We start from the raw sequence: 17,424 nt of genomic DNA, 5'->3' as shown, positions 1-17,424 counted from the left end.
GGGAAACGGGAAGGGGCGGTACCCGCGTGGGTACCGCCCCTGTCCTACGTCCTGGTCACTCGGTCTTGATGGCGGTCAGCATGTTCAGCTTCGCGCCGCTACGGGCCGGCCAGAGGGAGGCCAGGACGCCCACCAGCCCTGCCAGCACCAGGAAGAGCGCGAGCCGGTCCCACGGGATGACCAGGGCGTAGCCCGGGATCGAGGCGGACAGGCTCTTCCCGATGGCCCAGCCGAGGAACGTACCGAGGGCGACTCCGACCACCGCTCCGAAGAGCGAGATGACGACGGCCTCCAGCCGGATCATCCGCTTGACCTTGCGCCGGTCGAGGCCGATCGCCCGCAGCATCCCGATCTCCTGCTGGCGTTCGAAGACCGACATGGCCAGGGTGTTGACGACGCCGAGGACGGCGATGATCAGGGCCATGGCCAGCAGCGCGTACATGATGTTCAGCGCGGTGTTGATGAAGCCGCCGAACATGTCCCGGAAGCCCTGGCGGTCCATGACGCTCATCGCCGGGTTGTCGCCGAGCGCGTCGATCACGGCCTGTTCGTTGGCATCGCTCTGGCCGCCGTCCATGGTCAGCCAGATCTCGCGGATGTCGGAGAGGGTCTCGTGCGGGGCGACGACGTCCTCGGGGATCAGCATCGGGGAGAGGAACTCGTTGCCCTCGTAGAGCGCGCCGACCTTCAGGGTCTCCTTCTTCTCGTCCTGGAACGTGACGGGCAGGCTGTCGCCGGTCTTCCAGCCGTGCGACTTCGCGGTCTCACGGGCGATGGCGATCTCGCCGTCCTTCAGGGAGGACAGCGAGCCGGAGACCGTCTTCAGGTCGAAGACCTTCTCGACGTCGCCCGGGGTGACTCCGGAGGCCGAGACGACGTCCTCACCGACGGAGGGGTAGAGAGCCCGCTGCGGGGACGCCGCCGCGACGCCGTCCGCCTTGCGCAGGGCGGTGAGGGCCGACTCGTCGAGCGGGCCCCCGCTGGCCATCGAGACCATGTAGTCGGCCCGGATGTTGTCCGTCGTCATCTTGTCGATGGCCTGGCCGAGCGTGACACCGAGCACGGAGATACCGGTGACCAGGGTGAGCCCGATCGCCAGGGCGGAGGCGGTGGCTCCGGTACGGCGCGGATTGCGGACCGCGTTCTGGGCCGCCAGCTTGCCGGAGACGCCGAACGTCCCGCGCATCAGCGGACGCACCAGGGCGATCACCGGGCGCGAGAGCAGCGGGATGAGCACGATGACACCGACGAGGGCGAGGAACGCCCCACCGCCGAGGAGCCAGCGGCCGTTCTCGTCGCCCTGGGCGGCACCGCCGACGATCAGGGCGGACCCGATGAGGGTGATCACCGCGCCGAACGAGTTGCGCACGACCAGCGACTTGGTGGTGGCCACCGCGTGCACGCTGCTCATCGCCGCCACCGGCGGGATCTTGGCGGCGCGGCGGGCGGGCAGCCAGGCGGCGAACACGGTGATCAGCACCCCGACGGCGAAGGCGGAGACGACCGCGGTGGGGGAGACGACCAGCGGACCGGCCGGGATCTGTCCGCCGAACGCGCCCATCGCGGAGCGCAGTCCCGTCGCGAGGCCGACGCCGAGGAGGAATCCGATCACCGAGGCGATCAGACCGACGACACCGGCTTCGAGCAGGATGGCCCACTTGACCTGACGGCGGGAGGCGCCGACGGCGCGCATCAGGGCGAGTTCCTTGGTGCGCTGGGCGATCAGCATGGTGAACGTGTTGGCGATCAGGAACACACCGACGAAGAGGGCGATGGCCGCGAAGGCCAGCAGCATCGCGTTGAGGCTCTTGAGACCGGACTCGGTCATCTCGGCCTCCTCGTCCGCGAGTGCCGCGCCCGTCCCGGCCTCGGCGTACTCAGGGAGGAGGGGCTTCACGGCTTCCAGCAGCTGCTGGTCGGACGCGCCGGCCGTGGCGGTGACGGTGACGTCCTTGAACTCGCCCGGCCGCAGGTAGAGCTGCTGGGCGACCTCGGTGTCGAAGAGGACCAGGCTGCCGCCCGCGTTCACGGCGCCGTCCTCGGTGGTGAAGATCCCGGAGAGGGTGTACTCCTTCACCGGCCCGTTGGTGGCGACCCGCACCGGCTCACCCACGCGGTACGCGCCCTTGCTCGCGGTCTCCTTGTCGAGGGCGACCTCGTCGGCCTTCGCCGGTCCCGAGCCGTCGGTGAACGCGTACTGCGCGTCCTTGCCGTCGGCGCCCGGGGAGAAGTTGGAGCCGGTGTTGGACCATCCGTCGCCGATGAGCTTGCCGTCGGTGTCGCCGACGCCGGCGAATCCGGAGACCCGCCCGGTGGCCTCGGCCACGCCGTCGAGGTCCTGGATCTTCCCGAGTGTGGCCTCGTCGATGCCGGGGGTCTCCTCGTCACCGCGTTCGGCCCACGTCGTGACGGCGACGGCGACCTTGTCGTAGTTCTTGGCGGACTGGTTGCGGAAGGCGTTGCCGAGGGTGTCGGTGAAGACCAGCGTGCCGGAGACGAAGGCGACGCCGAGCATCACGGCGAGCACGGTCATCAGCAGCCTGGCCTTGTGCGCAAGCACATTGCGCACGGCGGTACGGAACATGGAGTCGATTCCTGGGGGAGTTCGGAGCGCGGAAAGGGGGGCAGCCTCAGGGGGCGTCAGCTGGTGCGGCCCTTCGCGTCGAACGCCTTCATCCGGTCGAGGACTCCGTCGGCGGTGGGGTGCATCATCTGGTCGACGACCGCGCCGTCCGCGAGGAAGACCACGCGGTCCGCGTAGGCGGCGGCCACCGGGTCGTGGGTGACCATCACCACCGTCTGGCCGAGCTCACGCACCGAGTTGCGCAGGAAGCCGAGGACCTCGGCGCCTGAGCGGGAGTCGAGGTTGCCGGTCGGCTCGTCACCGAAGATGATCTCGGGCTGCGAGGCCAGGGCGCGGGCGACCGCGACGCGCTGCTGCTGGCCGCCGGAGAGCTCCGTGGGGCGGTGCTTCAGCCGCTCGGAGAGGCCCACCATGTCGATGACCTTCTGGAGCCAGGCTGCATCGGGCTTACGGCCGGCGATGTCCATCGGGAGGGTGATGTTCTCCAGGGCGGTCAGGGTGGGCAGCAGGTTGAACGCCTGGAAGATGAAACCGATCTTGTCCCGGCGCAGCTGCGTGAGCTGCTTGTCCTTCAGTGTCCCCAGCTCGGTCTCACCGATGCGCACGGAGCCGCTGCTGAAGCTGTCGAGACCGGCCACGCAGTGCATCAGCGTGGACTTCCCGGAGCCCGACGGGCCCATGATCGCGGTGAACTCCCCCTGCGGGAAGTCCACGGACACGCGGTCGAGGGCGACCACCTGGGTCTCACCCTGGCCGTAGACCTTCGACAGCTCCGTGGCGCGGGCGGCGACCGCGGTGGTGCGGTGAACGGTGGTGGTGGTCACAGGGGTACTCCTGGTTCGACTGTTTCGCGGGGACCCCTCCATCGTCCCCGCCGCATCCCGCCGGGGCGTCAGCCCCCGTGCCCGTTCCCGGGGCCCTCTTGAGTCGCATCCGCCGGCCCCCGGCGTACGTCTGAGGTAGGAGGCCGACCCTGAGCCGGCCGGGCCGTCAGCGGGGTGGGGCGGTCGATCCGCGAGGCACCAGACGGGCGGCCACGTCCTCGAAACCGGGGGCCGAGCCGTCCGCCACCATTGCCAGCAGCGTACGGGCCGCATGGGCGCCGTACGCCGAGATGTCCCTGCTCAGCGCGGTGAGCGGGGGGCGTACGACACGGGAGAGCTGGGAGTCGTCCCAGGCGACCAGGGAGAGGTCGGCGGGCACGTCCAGACCCATCTCCTGGGCGACCGAGAGTCCGGCGACGGCCATGATGTCGTTGTCGTAGATGACGGCGGTGGGCCGCGCGGCCGAGCCGATCAGCCGCCGGGTGGCGTGGGCGCCCTCCTCGCCGGAGTAGTCGGTGTGGACGACGACCGGCTCGTCGAGGCCGAGTCCGGCGCTGATCTCGCGCTGCGCGCGGTCGCGCAGCTGGGTGTGGATCAGCTCGGGCAGCCCGGCGACCCGGGCGACGGAGCGGTGACCGAGCGCGGCCAGATACGTCAGGGTGTCCCGCAGCGCCGCCGAGTCGTCCGACCACACGGGGGTGAGGGCCCCGGCCGCCGAGGGATGGCCGATCACGACGGCGGGCATGCCCAGCTCGGTGATGCCCTCGATGCGCGGATCGGGGGAGCGCACATCGGCGAGGAACACCCCGTCCACCCGGCCCTCGCCCCACCAGCGGCGGTACATCTCCAGTTCCTGCGCCGGTTCGGTGACGACCTGGAGGAGCAAGGCGCAGCCACGGGCCGAGAGTTCGGTCTCGATGCCGCTGATCAGCTCCATGAAGAACGGTTCGACCCCGAGCATCCTGGCCGGCCGGGACAGGGCGAGCCCCACGGTGTCGGCCCGGGCGTGGGTGAGGGCGCGGGCCGCGCTGTTGGGACGCCAGCCGATCTCCTGCGCGATGGCCTTGATGGAGGCACGCGTCGTGGGGGAGACCCCGGGCCTGTCGTTCAGGGCGTACGACACCGCGACCTTCGATACCCCGGCGCGCCGCGCGATGTCGGCGATCGTGGGGCGGTGCTTGGGCATGGGACCTCGCTTAACCGGTTCGTGATTCAAGCGCATCCTAGCCGCAGGTGTCTGACCAGTGTCTTCCCCTCATCGGTCCAGACCACTTCGAGAGCCCTTACAAAAACAGGCATGGGAGCGCTCCCGCTCTCTTGACACCGCTTCGGGCCACCCATACCTTCGCGGCACTTACCCGGTTCAGTAACTCCGCTCGGCAGGGACGGCGCGCGGGGAAAAGGAGGGGCTATGGGTTCGCGTACCCGGCTGCGGGTCACGACCGCGCTCGCCGTGTTCACGTTCGCCGCGACCGCCTGCACGGGAGGCGGCTCGGGGACGGCCGGCACCGGCGGCACGGCCGGCAAGGGCGGAGCACTGCCGCGCAACGAGACGCTCTACACGACCGGCACGCAGTGGGGGCCGCCGGCCAACTACAACCCGCTGCGCAACTGGGACCACGCGACCGGCACCCAGGGCCTGGTGTACGAGACCCTGTTCCACTTCGATCCGAACGAGGGCGAACTGAAGCCCTGGCTCGCGGAGTCGGGCAGCTGGACCGATGACAAGACGTACGAGGTGAAGCTGCGCCAGGGCATCACCTGGGCCGACGGCAAGCCGTTGACCGCCGGGGACGTGGCGTACTCCTACGGGCTGGGCAAGATCGAGGCCTCCTCCTTCCACTCGCTGTGGAGCTGGCTGTCCGACGCGAAGGCGGTGGACGACACCACGGTCCGCTTCACCTTCAAGGAGGCCCGCTACCAGGAGTGGGACTTCACCCTCTACGGCCAGCCGGTCGTCCCCGAGCACGTCTGGGGCTCGCGCTCCGACGAGGACGTCCTCAACGGCGTCAACGACAAGCCGGTCGGCACCGGGGCGTACAAGCTGAAGAACAAGTCCCAGGACCGGGTCGTCTGGGAGCGGCGTGACGACTGGTGGGGCACGGAGGCGCTCGGCATGACGCCTGCCCCCCGCTACATCGTCGACGTCTCCAACCCGAGCAACGAGGTGGTCATCGGCCAGCTCGGCCAGGGCCAGCTGGACCTCAGTAACAACTTCCTGCCCGGCGCCTCCTCGCTGATCAAGAGTAAGAAGGTCGTGTCGTACTACGACAAGGCCCCGTACATGCTCTCGGCCAACACCGCCTGGCTGGTGCCCAACACCACCAGGAAGCCGATGGACGACGCCGCCTTCCGCAGGGCGCTCGCCGCGTCCGTGGACATCGGGAAGATCGTCAAGGGGGTGTACGGCGACCTGGTCAAGCCCGCCTCCCCGACCGGTCTGCTCCCGCAGTGGGAGCAGTTCGAGGACAAGGCGCTCATCGCGGAGAAGGGCTTCACGCACGATGCCGCCGCGGCGAAGAAGGAGCTCGCGGAGGCCGGCTACGAGGACACGAACGGCGACGGCTTCGTCGAGAACAAGGACGGCTCCGCCCTCGCCCTGAAGCTGGCCGTGCCCTCGGGCTGGACCGACTGGATGGAGGCGGCCAAGGTCATCGCGGCCGGGGCCAAGGAAGCGGGCATCAGGATCAGCACCGAGTTCCCCGACCAGAACGCTCTCAACGAGCAGCGCGCCAAGGGCGAATTCGACCTCGTCCTCAACAACGAGCGCCAGCTGTCGAGCACCCCGTGGACGTACTACGAGTACATGTTCAAGATGCCGGTCCAGAAGCAGCAGAACACGGTGAACTTCGGCCGGTACGAGAACGCGGAGGCCTGGAAGCTGGTCCAGGAGCTGGGCGGGGTCAGGACCGACGACACGGCGGGCATGAAAGCCGCCGTCTCGAAGATCCAGGACATCCAGCTCACCGAGATGCCGATCATCCCGCTCTGGTACAACGGCCTCTGGTCGCAGTCCACCACCGGGACCTGGACGAACTGGCCGTCGGACGCCGAGGGAGCTCCCAGGACGGCGCCGGCCCTGTGGCGCAACTGGCTGGAGATGGGCGGCTTCGAGACGCTCACGCAGATCAAGCCCGCCAAGTGACGTCGCCGACTCCATGACCGCCCCGCCGTGCGCGTGCACCTGACCGTGCGCGCACGGCGGGGCTCTCCACCAGGGGAGCCCTCTTGCGCCGCTATTTCGCCCGCAAACTTCTCATCTACGCACTGACGTTCGTCGTCGCCGTCACCGTCAACTGGATGATCCCGCGTTTCATGCCGGGGGACCCGGTCTCCGCCATGGTCGCCCGCGCGCGGGTCTCACAGCCGGAGGCCGCCGAGGCGATGCGCACCTACTACAACAACCTGTTCGGCTTCGACGAGCCGCTGTGGCAGCAGTACCTCCACTTCTGGGGCGCGCTGCTCCAGGGTGACTTCGGGATCTCCGTCTTCGTCTTCCCCACCCCCGTCGGGGACGTCCTGCTCGACGCGCTCCCGTACACGCTCGGCCTGATGATCCCGGCCGTCCTGCTCAGCTGGTTCGTCGGCAACTGGATCGGCGCGCTGTCCGCCCGCCGCAAGGTCCTCGACAACACCGTGCTGCCGGCCGGTTATCTGCTGACCGCCATGCCGTACATGTGGATCGCCGTGATCCTCGCCTGGGCGCTGGGCGCCAAGGCCGGCTGGTTCCCCCTGTCGGGGGGCTACAGCCTGGACATTCAGCCCGGCTGGAGCGCCGCCTTCGCGGCGGACGCGCTGCACCACTGGGTGCTGCCGTTCCTCTCGCTGTTCCTCGTCGCGCTCGGCGGCTGGGCGATCGGCATGCGCAACATGATCATCTACGAGCTGGAGTCCGACTACTCCTCCTACCTGGCGGCCCTCGGCGCCCCCCAGCGGCTCATCCGCCGCTACGCCTTCCGCAACGCCGTCCTGCCCCAGGTCACCGGGCTGGCGCTCCAACTGGGCGTGCTGGTCGCCGGAGCGCTCGTCACCGAGATCGTCTTCGCCTACCCGGGGCTCGGCTCGCTGATCCTCGCCGCGATCCAGAACCAGGACTTCTTCCTGCTCCAGGGCGCGTTCCTGTTCATCGTCATCGGCGTACTGATCGCCAACTTCCTCATCGACATCGTGTACGTCGTCATCGACCCCCGCACCCGTACGGGCATGGCAGGAGGCACGGCATGAGCACACGGCCCGACCCGGCACCCGAGGCCCCCTCCGCACAGGCACCCGTGGCCGGGGCCGGCCGCGAGTCGCTGCACTACGCGGTGCGCAACCCCAAGCTGATCATCGGCGCGGGGGTGGTCGCGGTCCTGCTCGCGATCGGCCTCCTCGGCCCGACGCTGCTCGACAACGGCAGCCCCAACGAATACGTCGGCCCGCAGGCTGCGGCGCCCGACGGCACGTACTGGATGGGCACCACCACCTTCGGTCAGGACGTGTACGCCCAGTTCGTGCACGGGCTGCGCGCCACCTTCCTGGTAGGCGTCGTCGGCGGTGCCATCGCCGCCGTCATCGCCATGCTCGTCGGCTTCCTCGCCGGCTACCGGGGCGGAGTCGTCGACGAGATCCTCAACATGCTCACCAACGTCGTCCTGGTCATCCCCGCCCTCGCCGTCCTGCTGATCATCAACGCCTACCTGGGGGTGCGCAGCGTCGCCGTGCAGGGCCTGTTCATCGGCCTCACCTCCTGGCCCTGGGCGGCCCGCGCCATCCGCGCGCAGACGTTCTCGCTGCGCACCCGGGAGTTCGTCGACCTGGCCCGGCTCAGCGGGAGCGGCACCTGGCGGATCGTGTTCCGCGAGATCGCGCCCAACATGAGCTCGTACCTCTTCATGACGTTCATCCTGCTCTTCGGCGGATCCATCCTCATCGCCTCCTCACTGGACTTCATCGGGCTCGGCCCGACCGAGGGCGTCTCGCTCGGCCTGATGCTGCAGAGCGCCCAGCAGTGGAGCGCGCTCCAACTCGGCATGTGGTGGTGGTTCGTCCCCCCGGGCGCCGGGATCACCGCGATCGTCGGCGCGCTCTACGTCGCCAACGTCGGCCTCGACGAGGTCTTCAACCCGAAGCTGAGGGAGTCGTGAACGCATGACCCTGACCGTCAACGATCTGCGGGTCCACTACCGCACGCTCCGTGGCGAGGTCCGGGCCCTGGACGGAGTCGGCTTCGACCTGGCGGACGGCGAGATCCTGGGACTCGCGGGCGAGTCCGGCTGCGGCAAGACCACCCTGGGCAAGTCCCTCATCCGCCTCGACGGCCGGATGCGGCACGCGGGCGGCACCGTGACGCTGGACGGCGACGAACTGCCGCTCTCCGACGACCGCGCGATGAACGCCTACCGCTTCCACAAGATCTCGCTCGTCCCCCAGTACTCGATGAGCGCGCTCAACCCGACCCGGCGCATCGGCCGCATGATCCGCGAACTCCTCGCCTCGCGCGGCGTCACCGTGGACACCGGCGAACTGCACCGCCGGCTCGCCCTGGTCGGCCTCCAGCCCGAGGTGCTGGAGCGCTATCCGATCGAGCTGTCCGGCGGTATGAAGCAGCGCGCCGTCATGGTGATCTCCACGCTGCTCGACCCGTCCGTCCTCGTCGCCGACGAGGTCACCTCGGCGCTGGACGTCTCCAACCAGCAGGCCGTCGTGGGCGCCCTCACGGGACTCCGTGACAAGGGCCTGGTCAGAAGCATGATCTTCGTGACCCACGACCTCGGACTGACCTCGCACATCGCCGACTCGATCATGGTGATGTACGCGGGCAAGCTCGCCGAGAAGGCCCCCACGAAGGCGCTCACGAACACGCCCCGCCATCCGTACACCAAGATGCTGATCGGCTCGCTGCCCCAGGTCGGAGCCCGCTACACGGACAAGCCGCTCAGCGGCATCGAGGGCTCTCCGCCCTCCCTACTGAACCCTCCCGCGGGCTGCCGCTTCCGCGACCGCTGCCCGATCGCCGACGCCCGGTGCGCCGAGGAGCCGCCGGTCGTCGAGGTGGCCCCCCGTCACTCCGTCGCATGCTGGAAGGCGGCCTGATGCTGACCCTCGACCGTGTCACCAAGACCTTCCGGGCCGGCGCCTTCGGCGGCGGGTCCGTCACCGCCGTCGACCGGGTGTCCTTCGAGGTGGCGCCCGGCGAGCTGGTCTCCCTCATCGGCGAGAGCGGCAGCGGGAAGTCCACCATCGGGCGCATGGTCCTCGGCCTCACCCAGGTCAGCAACGGCAGCCTCAGCCTGGACGGCGAACAGGTCCGCCCCGGCAAGGACTTCTACCGCCGCGTCCAGGGCGTCTTCCAGGACCCCTTCAGCTGTTGCAACCCCGTCTTCAAGGCCGACCGCGTCTTCGCCGTCATCCGCCGCGCCTACCACCCGGGTGTCCAGGACAAGGAGTGGGCCGACCGCGTGGAGAAGGCCGTACGGGACGTACGCCTGGACCCCGGACAGGTCCTCGGCCGCTACCCGCACCAGCTCAGCGGCGGCCAGCTCCAGCGGATGCTCATCGCCCGCGCACTCCTGCTCGACCTGCGCTTCCTGGTCGCCGACGAGATCACCAGCATGCTCGACGCCTCGACCCGCATCGATGTGCTCAACCTCCTCGCCGGCCTCAAGGAGCGCGGACTCGGCGTCCTCTACATCACCCACGACCTCTCGCTCGGCACGTATCTCGCCGAGAAGACGGTGGTGCTGCGGGGCGGCCGTGTCGTCGAACGCGGCGACACCCAGAAGGTCTTCGGCAACCCCCTCCACCCCTACACCCGTACGCTCCTGGCCGCCGTGCCCCGGCTGAACCAGCCGTGGACCTCGGCCGAGCCCGTGGAGGCCTGCGCCTACCACCGGGCCGGCGCACGGGACACCGACCTGTACGAGACCGAGCCGGACCACTTCGTCGCCTGCGCCGGGCTCCCCGACTGCGGAAGGACCTCCGAGTGACCCCCCGCCACCTGCCCCTGCACGACGGCTGGACGCTCGTCGCCGACGGCCCCGTCCCGGTGGGGCTCCCCACCGCCGGCGTCCCCGCGACCGTCCCCGGCTGCGTCCACACCGACCTGCTCGCCGCCGGACTGATCGACGACCCCTACCTCGACGACAACGAGAAGCGGCTCGGCTGGATCGGCCGCACCGACTGGACGTACCGCACCGCCTTCACCTGGTCGGCCGACGCGCACGCGTTCACCGACCTGTGCTTCGACGGCCTCGACACCGTGGCCACGATCCTGGTCAACGGCACCGAGGCCGGATCCACCGCCAACCAGCACCGCGGCTACCGCTTCCCCGTCCGGCAGCTGCTCCGCGAGGGCCGCAACACCCTGGACGTGCGCTTCACCGCCCCGTACACCTACGCCGAAGCGCTGCGCGACGAGCTCGGCGACCTGCCGGGCGCGTACAGCGAGCCCTACGCCTTCATCCGCAAGATGGCCTGCAACTTCGGCTGGGACTGGGGCCCGACGCTGGTCACCTCAGGCATCTGGCGGCCGGTCGCGCTGGAGTCCTGGAGCGGGCCGCGCCTCGCCGAGGTCAAGGTCCTCGGCGACCTCGACGGGGACGGGGTACCGCGCCTGACGGTCACCGTCCACGTCGACCGGGCGGGGGACGAGGAACTGGCGGCCTCGGTCTCGGTGGTGGGCGCGGGCGCAGCCGTCGCCTTCCTCGTCCCTCCGGGCGAGGACCACGCCACGGTCACCTTCGCCGTCCCCGACGCCGAGGTCTGGTGGCCGCACAGCCACGGCGCCCAGCCGCTGTACGACATCGTCGTCACGCTCGGCGACGACGACGCCTGGAACGGCAGGACGGGCTTCAGGGGCGTCGCCCTGGAGCGGGACGCGTTCCGGATCTCCGTCAACGACGAGCCCGTCTTCGTACGCGGGGTGAACTGGATCCCCGACGACTGCTTCCCGGCACGCGTCACCCGGCAGCGAATCTCCGACCGCTTCGACCAGGCGATCGCCATGGGTGTCAACCTGATCCGCGTCTGGGGCGGCGGCGTCTACGAGAGCGACGACTTCTACGAACTGGCCGACGAGAAGGGGCTGCTGGTCTGGCAGGACTTCCCGTTCGCGTGCTCGGCCTACCCGGAGGAGCAGCCGCTGTACGACGAGGTGGCGGCCGAGGCCCGGGAGAATCTCGTGCGGCTCGCCCCGCACCCCTCGCTGGTGCTGTGGTGCGGCAACAACGAGAACCTGGAGGGCCACGCAGACTGGGGCTGGCAGGAGGAGCTGGAGGGCCGCACCTGGGGCCACGCCTACTACCACGAGCTGCTGCCCGCCCTCTGCGCCGAGATCGACCCCACCCGCCCCTACTGGCCGGGCTCGCCCTACTCCGGCTCCCCGGACCTTCCCCCCAACGACCCCGCCCTGGGCACGGTCCACCTGTGGGAGGTGTGGAACCGTGTCGACTACACGCGTTACGCCGACACCGCCCCTCGCTTCGTCGCGGAGTTCGGCTTCCAGGGCCCGCCCGCGTACGCCACCCTGCGCAGGGCCGTCAGCGGCCCGCTGGGCCTGGGTGCCCCGCTGATCGCCCACCACCAGAAGGCGGAGGACGGCGACGCCAAGCTGCTGCGCGGCCTGGGCGACCACCTTCCGCAGCCGACGTCCTTCGACGACTGGCACTGGCTCACCCAGCTGAACCAGGCCCGCGCGGTCGCCTTCGGGATCCGCCACTTCCGCTCCCACAGCCCGTACTGCATGGGGGCGATCGTCTGGCAGCTCAACGACTGCTGGCCGGTGGTGTCCTGGGCGGCGGTGGACGGCGACGGACGCCGCAAGCCGCTCTGGTACGCCCTGCGGTCCGCGTACGCCGACCGTCTGATGGCCGTACGCGACGGGGCCCTGCACCTGGTCAACGACTCGGCCCGGCCGTGGGAGGGCACCCTGCGGCTGACCCGGCGCTCCCTGGACGGCGCGGTGCTGGCCGAGGAGACGGCCGTGGTGGGCACGGCGGCCCGCGCGGTCACCCGGGTGCCCCTGCCCCCGTCGGTCGCCGAGCCGGACGACAGCACCCGCGAGGTACTGGTGGCGGAGCTGGGCGAGCTCCGGGTGGTCGAGTTCTACGAGGAGGACACCCGTCTCGCCCTGCCGCCGGCGCGGTATGACGCCACTGTCACCCAGGGTGACGAATCGGGCATCGGTTACCGGGTCACGGTGACGGCGCGGACGCTGCTGCGGGACCTCGCGCTCTTCCCCGACCGCCTGGATCCGGCGGCCGAGGTGGACGACATGCTCGTCACCCTGCTGCCCGGCGAGAGCGCCGTGTTCCACGTCACGGGCGCGGTGCTGAAGGACCCGGAGGCGCTGGGTGCGCGGCCCGTTATCCGGTGCGTCAACGACACCGCCCGGAGCTGAGGTGGCGGGCCCTGGCGAACGGTGGCGCACCCCATGGCGTGTGGGCCGTACGGGTGCGGCGAGTTTCCGTCATTCCCGTTTGCCAGGGTTCGTACCCATCGACCGGCCCGGGCGTGTGCTGATGCGGTAGGCGGTGTCTGACGGACCCTCACACGATCAATAAAATAAGACAACATCGGGCGCCTGTTCCGCTGTTCGAGGGAAGCCCCCGGATAGTGTCTTGTGGCAAACGCGGAGCAGCGCGCCCACGCCCGGGTGGTGGAATGCAGACACGGCGAGCTTAAACCTCGCTGCCTCCTCGGGGGCGTGCCGGTTCGAGTCCGGCTCCGGGCACCACCCGCACCGCGTGGGCGCCCGACCGCACTCCCCCTGTTCCAGCCGCCGCCTTCTTCCGGCCGCCCTCGGCGGGCGCGCGTTCCCGGGGACGTCGATCACTGTGTGTGCGTCGCCCGGCCCTCTCCGTGGGGGCGCGGGCAGTCGCTCATCGAGGCCGTCCACGGACAGTGCCGACGCGGGTGCTCCTTTTGCGGACAGGCCCGGTGGGCAGGAGGGTATCCGTGCAGCCCGGAGGAGGGGAACGTCAAGTTCCCGCGAAGATCCTCCTCCGGTATTAGGGTCATTGTTTTGCCTACCCATTACTCTTGACGCAAGGCCGCGCAAGGTGGCCATGGAGGAGTGAAATGAGGAGCAGCAACCCGGTCTTCTCGCGACGGGGGTTCAGCCGCGACAACGGCTACGCGGGCTTCAACGCGGCGCCGCAGGCCGGGGCCCCCGCAGCGGGTGCCAACCCGTACGCGCAGGGCACCGCCGCCAACCCGTACGCCACGAACCCCTACGCCCAGCAGGACACCCAGTACGGCGCCCCGCAGGCGCCCGCGCGCTCCGGTGCGATGACGATCGACGACGTCGTCACGCGTACGGCGATGACGCTGGGCACCGTGGTGCTCACCGCCGCGCTCTCCTGGGCCCTGCTGCCGGTCGATCAGGCCAATCTCGGCAAGTCCTACGGCATCGCGATCGGCGCCGCCCTCGTGGCGTTCGTCTTCGCGATCATCCAGTCCTTCAAGCGCAAGGCCTCGCCTGCGCTGATCCTGTCCTACGCGGCCTTCGAGGGTGTCTTCCTCGGGGTGATCTCCAGCACGGTCAGCACCTACATCAGCCCCGGCACGGTGATGCAGGCGGTGATGGGCACCATGTGTGTCTTCGCCGGTGTGCTCATCGCGTACAAGATGCGCTGGATCCGCGTCACGCGCCGCTTCTACGGCTTCGTGATGGCCGCCGCCATGGGCTTCGTGCTCCTGATGATGGTCAACCTGCTGTTCAGCGTCTTCGGCGGCGGTGACGGCCTGGGCTTCCGCAGCGGCGGCCTCGGCATCCTCTTCGGAGTCATCGGCATCATCCTCGGTGCGTGCTTCCTGGCCCTGGACTTCAAGCAGGTCGAGGACGGCATCAACTACGGCGCACCGCGCGAGGAGTCCTGGCTGGCGGCCTTCGGCCTCACCCTGACCCTGGTCTGGATCTACCTGGAGATGCTGCGTCTGCTCTCCATCCTCAACGGGGACGACTGACCCGTAGGTACGACGACGGGACGGCCCGCAAGCGCGATGCGCCTGCGGGCCGTCCCGCGTTTCGCGGGGAGTGCGTTCCCCGGCGGAGCTGAGCGGAGGAGGGAGGGGTCTTCGTCGACGGTGCGGAGCCGGTCCGTGATGTCGCGACCGGTGCTGTTCCTTCCCGGCACCGTGCCCGAGCGTCGGCGCGTTGGCAACCATCGTGCAGGGGCGCGTAGGGTCACGGCGTGCTCGATACGACCCCTCTGATCGCCGCCGTGGACCGATTCGCCGACCGACTCCGGAGCGCCCCGCAGAGCCGCCTCCAGCAGAACCTGGCCGCCGAGGCGCTGGCCACGGCCCGGGAGCTGTCCGCCCGGGCCCAGCGCGCCGAGGCGCCCGACCGGGAGCCGAGGATCATGCCGGACGCCGGGATATTCGCGGTCGGTGACCAGCTCGCCGTCGCGGGCCGGGACCTGGCCGTGGCACTGGAAACGGCCTCGTCCCAGGAGCTGGACGAGGCCGTGCGGTGTGTCGAGGAGGCGGCGGCGCGGGCCTTCGCGCCCGGGCCGCGCTAGAACGAGGCGATGACGCGGTCGGCGAGGATGTAGACGTTCTCCTCGCCGCACGAGAACGTCAGCGCGTAGGCGCCGGAGACTCCGGAACCTCCCAGCAGCACCGGCTGCTCACCGGAGCGCAGCGAGTCGGCGAGCCGCTCGGCGGTCTCCCGGTGGCCCGGTGTCATGCAGAGGGTGGTGCCGTCGGCGAAGACGTACACGTCGAGGGTCCCGAGCGGGCCGGGGCGTACGTCGGTGAGCTCCGTGGCGGTGTCGGCGAGCCGTTCCAGCCTGTTCACGGTACGCTCATGGTCGGTGACGACCGGTGTCTGTACGGGGACGAAGTCCGGGTGCGAGGGGTGGCGGCGGCGGGCCGCGGCGAGCTCGGGTGAGTCCTCGGCGAATTCCGCGTACTCGGCCACCTCGGCCGCTTCCGGGAAGTCGGTGAGCTCGGCCAGTTCCGTGAGCTCGTCCAGGGCGTCCCCGGCCTCCAGGTCCATCGCCTCCAGGCCCGCGAAGTCGGTCTGCCGGGGCATGAAGAACGGGGCGTCGTCGCCGAGGCCGCCCAGCAGTGACGGGGCGTCGGCGGCGTCGCGTGCCTCCTGGGCCGCCCAGAAGGCGCGGGCCTCGGCGAGCTCGCGTTCGCGTTCCTCGGCGAGGGCGTCGGCGACCGCCGCGCGTATCTCCTCGGCGGGCGTGCCGGCGCTGCGGTTCTGCTGTTCGGGCACGGACGCATGAAGGCTCCGTGTCTCCGCCAGCTCCGTGCGCAGAGCGGTGACCTGTCGACGCAGCCCGTGAGCGGCGTGCAGAGCGGCGGCGCCGACGGCCGTGGCAGCGGCGGTGGTCAGCAACAGGGCAAACGGCATGGCGCTCACTGACATACTCCCGGTTTCAATCGACACCCCCGACTTCCTACATCAGCTTGTCCTGTACCGGCGCCCACTGTCAGTGCATTACGTCACGAATTGGACAGGTCTTTGGGCCCGGTGTTCAGCTCTGTGGCCGGTGTGACCTGCGGGAATGCCTCTCCCCCGGGACGCAGATCACATCCTGGGGGAGATTCGGTCACGATCGGAGCTCGGGCCGGTTGAGAACTGCCCCCGTGAGGGAGCGCTGACCTGCTCCTGAGCCGGGTCCGGTGCGGATCGGCCCGCTCGGCTCAGCTCAGTCGCTCGATGACCATGGCCATGCCCTGGCCGCCGCCCACGCACATCGTCTCCAGGCCGAACTGCTTGTCGTGGAACTGCAGGCTGTTGATCAGCGTGCCGGTGATGCGGGCGCCGGTCATGCCGAAGGGGTGGCCCACGGCGATGGCGCCGCCGTTGACGTTGACCTTGTCGAGCGGCAGGCCGAGGTCCCGGTAGGACGGGATGACCTGGGCGGCGAACGCCTCGTTGATCTCGGCCAGGTCGATGTCGTCGACCGTCAGCCCGGCGCGCTTGAGCGCCTGCTTGCTGGCCTCGACCGGTCCGTAGCCCATGATCTCGGGGGAGAGGCCGGAGACTCCGGTCGAGACGATGCGGGCCAGCGGGGTCAGGCCCAGCTCGCGCGCCTTGGTGTCGGACATGATCACGAGGGCGGCGGCGCCGTCGTTCAGCGGGCAGCAGTTGGCCGCGGTGACGAGTCCGTCGGGGCGGAACACCGGCTTCAGGCCCTGCACGCCCTCCAGGGTGACGCCCGCGCGGGGGCCGTCGTCCTTCGAGACGACCGTGCCGTCCGGCGTGGTGACGGGGGTGATCTCGCGCTCCCAGAAGCCGTTCTTGACGGCTTCCTCGGCGAGGTTCTGTGACCGCACGCCGAATTCGTCCATGTCCTGGCGGGTGACGCCCTTGATCCGGGCCAGGTTCTCGGCGGTCTGCCCCATCGCGATGTACGCGTCCGGGACGAGGCCCTCCTCGCGGGGGTCGGTCCAGCTGGTACCGGTCTGCTCCGCCCGGGCGGCGGTGCGGGCCTCGGCGTCGGCGAAGAGCGGGTTGTGGGTGTCCGGCAGGCTGTCGGAGTTGCCCTTCGCGAAGCGGGACACCATCTCGACGCCGGCCGAGATGAAGACGTCGCCCTCGCCGGCCTTGATGGCGTGCAGTGCCATGCGGCTGGTCTGGAGCGAGGACGAGCAGTAACGCGTGACCGTGCAGCCGGGGAGGTGGTCCATCCCCATCTGTACGGCGATGACGCGGCCCAGGTTGTTGCCCTGCTCGCCGCCGGGGAGGCCGCAGCCGAGCATCAGGTCGTCGATGTCCTTCGGGTCCAGCTCGGGGACCTTGGCCAGCGCGGTTTGGATGACGGTCGCGGTCAGGTCGTCCGCGCGCAGGTCCTTGAGGGACCCCTTGAAGGCCCGGCCGATCGGCGAACGGGCGGCAGAGACGATCACGGCTTCGGGCATCACGCGGCTCCATGAGGGCTGGACGGCAGGAAGGCTGGGCTGCCTTGGAAGTTACCCGGACGTATAGCTGAGGTCACCCGACAGGCGATGTGATGCGGACCTCTTTTCTAAGCAACCGCTCAGTCGCCCGCATTGTTCCGTGGCGGGGAGCGG

The 17,424-nt window shown here is 69.9% G+C and carries 13 protein-coding genes and 1 tRNA gene; 9 read left to right on the top strand and 5 right to left on the bottom strand.

The genetic code is table 11. The annotated features are described in order from the left end of the window. Positions 1–55 precede the first annotated feature (55 nt). From ABT001_RS00400 to ABT001_RS00390, 3 genes are all read right to left on the bottom strand, one after another. Positions 56–2,584: an ABC transporter permease gene (locus ABT001_RS00400; RefSeq protein ID WP_351270091.1), complete on the bottom strand. Its 2,529-nt coding sequence runs from the start codon at positions 2,582–2,584 to the stop codon at positions 56–58. A gap of 56 nt (positions 2,585–2,640) precedes the next feature. Next, positions 2,641–3,450, bottom strand: a complete 810-nt coding sequence (locus tag ABT001_RS00395; RefSeq protein ID WP_502967389.1) for an ABC transporter ATP-binding protein — start codon at positions 3,448–3,450, stop codon at positions 2,641–2,643. A gap of 124 nt (positions 3,451–3,574) precedes the next feature. Beyond that, positions 3,575–4,594: a LacI family DNA-binding transcriptional regulator gene (locus ABT001_RS00390; RefSeq protein ID WP_351270085.1), complete on the bottom strand. Its 1,020-nt coding sequence runs from the start codon at positions 4,592–4,594 to the stop codon at positions 3,575–3,577. A 225-nt stretch (positions 4,595–4,819) separates the two neighbouring features. On the opposite strand from ABT001_RS00390, the gene ABT001_RS00385 reads away from it, so the two are divergent. From ABT001_RS00385 to ABT001_RS00345, 9 genes are all read left to right on the top strand, one after another. After that, positions 4,820–6,553, top strand: a complete 1,734-nt coding sequence (locus ABT001_RS00385; RefSeq protein ID WP_351270082.1) for an ABC transporter substrate-binding protein — start codon at positions 4,820–4,822, stop codon at positions 6,551–6,553. An 83-nt stretch (positions 6,554–6,636) separates the two neighbouring features. Further along, the gene (locus ABT001_RS00380) at positions 6,637–7,632 is read left to right on the top strand and encodes an ABC transporter permease (RefSeq protein WP_351270079.1); all 996 of its coding nucleotides are present in this window, start codon (positions 6,637–6,639) and stop codon (positions 7,630–7,632) included. Continuing rightward, positions 7,629–8,534 (top strand): ABC transporter permease, encoded by a 906-nt coding sequence (locus tag ABT001_RS00375; RefSeq protein WP_351270076.1) that lies wholly within the window; start codon positions 7,629–7,631, stop codon positions 8,532–8,534. The genes ABT001_RS00380 and ABT001_RS00375 overlap by 4 nt, the downstream gene beginning before the upstream one ends. 4 nt (positions 8,535–8,538) lie before the next feature. After that, positions 8,539–9,483: an ABC transporter ATP-binding protein gene (locus ABT001_RS00370; protein WP_351270074.1), complete on the top strand. Its 945-nt coding sequence runs from the start codon at positions 8,539–8,541 to the stop codon at positions 9,481–9,483. Next, a complete protein-coding gene (locus ABT001_RS00365; RefSeq protein WP_351270071.1) occupies positions 9,465–10,376 on the top strand; it encodes an ABC transporter ATP-binding protein in 912 nt (303 codons plus the stop codon). The genes ABT001_RS00370 and ABT001_RS00365 overlap by 19 nt, the downstream gene beginning before the upstream one ends. Continuing rightward, complete coding sequence (locus ABT001_RS00360; RefSeq protein ID WP_351270068.1) at positions 10,373–12,787, top strand: glycoside hydrolase family 2 protein; 2,415 nt, start codon at positions 10,373–10,375, stop codon at positions 12,785–12,787. The genes ABT001_RS00365 and ABT001_RS00360 overlap by 4 nt, the downstream gene beginning before the upstream one ends. 249 nt (positions 12,788–13,036) lie before the next feature. Next, positions 13,037–13,123 (top strand) — tRNA-Leu (locus ABT001_RS00355). A gap of 344 nt (positions 13,124–13,467) precedes the next feature. Further along, entirely contained in the window at positions 13,468–14,355 is an 888-nt protein-coding gene (locus ABT001_RS00350) for a Bax inhibitor-1/YccA family protein (protein WP_351270067.1), read from the top strand. 227 nt (positions 14,356–14,582) lie between these two features. Next, complete coding sequence (locus ABT001_RS00345; RefSeq protein ID WP_351270064.1) at positions 14,583–14,912, top strand: hypothetical protein; 330 nt, start codon at positions 14,583–14,585, stop codon at positions 14,910–14,912. Here the strand turns inward: ABT001_RS00345 and ABT001_RS00340 are convergent. Together ABT001_RS00340 and ABT001_RS00335 are read right to left on the bottom strand one after the other, a co-directional pair. Continuing rightward, complete coding sequence (locus ABT001_RS00340) at positions 14,909–15,772, bottom strand: hypothetical protein (protein ID WP_351270061.1); 864 nt, start codon at positions 15,770–15,772, stop codon at positions 14,909–14,911. The two genes, ABT001_RS00345 and ABT001_RS00340, sit on opposite strands and share 4 nt — an antisense overlap. A gap of 278 nt (positions 15,773–16,050) precedes the next feature. After that, positions 16,051–17,271, bottom strand: coding sequence for an acetyl-CoA C-acetyltransferase (locus ABT001_RS00335; RefSeq protein WP_351270058.1), 1,221 nt, complete (start codon positions 17,269–17,271; stop codon positions 16,051–16,053). Between the last annotated feature and the right edge of the window lie 153 nt (positions 17,272–17,424).

Source organism: Streptomyces sp. NPDC002793, assembly GCF_040295485.1.
Taxonomy (GTDB): domain Bacteria; phylum Actinomycetota; class Actinomycetes; order Streptomycetales; family Streptomycetaceae; genus Streptomyces.
Note: the sequence above shows the minus strand (reverse complement) of the source record. Positions and strands in the feature narration are given on the sequence as shown.

Excerpts from the sequence above, each read along its gene's own strand:
- ABT001_RS00340 (WP_351270061.1), bottom strand. The coding sequence starts at position 15,772 with ATGTCAGTGAGCGCCATGCCGTTTGCCCTGTTGCTGACCACCGCCGCT.
- ABT001_RS00350 (WP_351270067.1), top strand. The coding sequence starts at position 13,468 with ATGAGGAGCAGCAACCCGGTCTTCTCGCGACGGGGGTTCAGCCGCGAC.
- ABT001_RS00375 (WP_351270076.1), top strand. The coding sequence starts at position 7,629 with ATGAGCACACGGCCCGACCCGGCACCCGAGGCCCCCTCCGCACAGGCA.
- ABT001_RS00385 (WP_351270082.1), top strand. The coding sequence starts at position 4,820 with ATGGGTTCGCGTACCCGGCTGCGGGTCACGACCGCGCTCGCCGTGTTC.
- ABT001_RS00370 (WP_351270074.1), top strand. The coding sequence starts at position 8,539 with ATGACCCTGACCGTCAACGATCTGCGGGTCCACTACCGCACGCTCCGT.
- ABT001_RS00400 (WP_351270091.1), bottom strand. The coding sequence starts at position 2,584 with ATGTTCCGTACCGCCGTGCGCAATGTGCTTGCGCACAAGGCCAGGCTG.
- ABT001_RS00390 (WP_351270085.1), bottom strand. The coding sequence starts at position 4,594 with ATGCCCAAGCACCGCCCCACGATCGCCGACATCGCGCGGCGCGCCGGG.
- ABT001_RS00335 (WP_351270058.1), bottom strand. The coding sequence starts at position 17,271 with ATGCCCGAAGCCGTGATCGTCTCTGCCGCCCGTTCGCCGATCGGCCGG.
- ABT001_RS00395 (WP_502967389.1), bottom strand. The coding sequence starts at position 3,450 with ATGGAGGGGTCCCCGCGAAACAGTCGAACCAGGAGTACCCCTGTGACC.
- ABT001_RS00365 (WP_351270071.1), top strand. The coding sequence starts at position 9,465 with ATGCTGGAAGGCGGCCTGATGCTGACCCTCGACCGTGTCACCAAGACC.